The sequence below is a fragment of the Bradyrhizobium altum genome, from assembly GCF_020889705.1.
Classification (GTDB): Bacteria; Pseudomonadota; Alphaproteobacteria; order Rhizobiales; family Xanthobacteraceae; genus Bradyrhizobium; species Bradyrhizobium altum.
Map to the genome: position 1 here is coordinate 1 of NZ_JACMYP010000578.1, position 934 is coordinate 934.

Annotated in this window: 2 protein-coding genes; one reads left to right on the forward strand and one right to left on the reverse strand. The window is 62.7% G+C overall.

Annotated features, from left to right (window positions below; all coding sequences use genetic code 11):
- A partial coding sequence (gene tnpA / locus H8B02_RS47485; RefSeq protein ID WP_283842330.1) for an IS66-like element accessory protein TnpA occupies window positions 1–357 on the reverse strand: 357 nt, incomplete at its 3' end.
- A gap of 275 nt (window positions 358–632) precedes the next feature.
- On the opposite strand from tnpA, the gene H8B02_RS47490 reads away from it, so the two are divergent.
- Window positions 633–934 (forward strand): transposase (locus H8B02_RS47490; protein WP_229172548.1); only part of this gene is annotated, 302 nt, incomplete at its 3' end.

The following is a 934-nucleotide window of genomic DNA, read 5'->3' on the forward strand; positions in this document are numbered from 1 at the left end:
CAACACAGCAAGGCCAGGCGTCCCTCGCACCTCCACGCGTGCCCCCTGGAGTTCAACCGTCACAACGGCTGCTTCCGGCGACCCGGTGGGCTCTGCGGCCGCCGGTAACGCCGATTTCGATACCACCGGCACGAACGACAGCGTGTCCGCCGAAGCTGGCAGCACCAACTGGCCCAAACGCGCCCGGCGCCGCCAGTCATGCACCTGCTGGGGCCGGCACCCATGGCGACGCGCGACATCTGTGACAATCGCCCCCGGCTCAAGGCTTTCCGCGGCAATCTGTGCCTTCAAATCGTCCGGCCAGCGCTTTCGACCTGCGCCTGACTCTTCTAGCGGCGCTCTCAGGATTGAGTACAAAAATTCTCAAGGGCCTCAACGCCACGCTTACGCCGCAACTCTGGCCCAACATCGCGGATTTCAATGATCGCGGCATGTGAAGCACCCGATCGTTAAAGGCAATTGGGACTATCGTTAGCCCGTGGTCAAGCGGACTGGCGCGGAGATCACGTGACGTTTGATGGTGTGGCTCTACGGAGCGAAGCTGACTGGCGCGCACTTGCAATAGTGCCGTGGCTGCGACTGAACCGACCCCGGGTTTGCCGGAGGCTCCAACTCCTGGAGAGGATGGAGCCATGACGAGCAAGACGACGAACAAATTTTCGCCTGAGGTCCGGGACCGTGCGGTTCGGATGGTTCTGGATCATGCCGGCGAGCACCCTTCGCGCTGGGCGGCAGTGACATCGATTGCGGCCAAGATCGGCTGCACCCCGCAGACGCTGCATGACTGGGTCAAGAAGGCCGAGATCGACAGCGGGCAGCGGACCGGCGTTCCGACCGAGATGGCCGAGAAGCTGAAGGCCCTGGAACGGGAGAACCGTAAGCTTCGGCAGGCCAACGAGATCCTACGGAAGGCGAGCGCCTATTTTGCGATAGC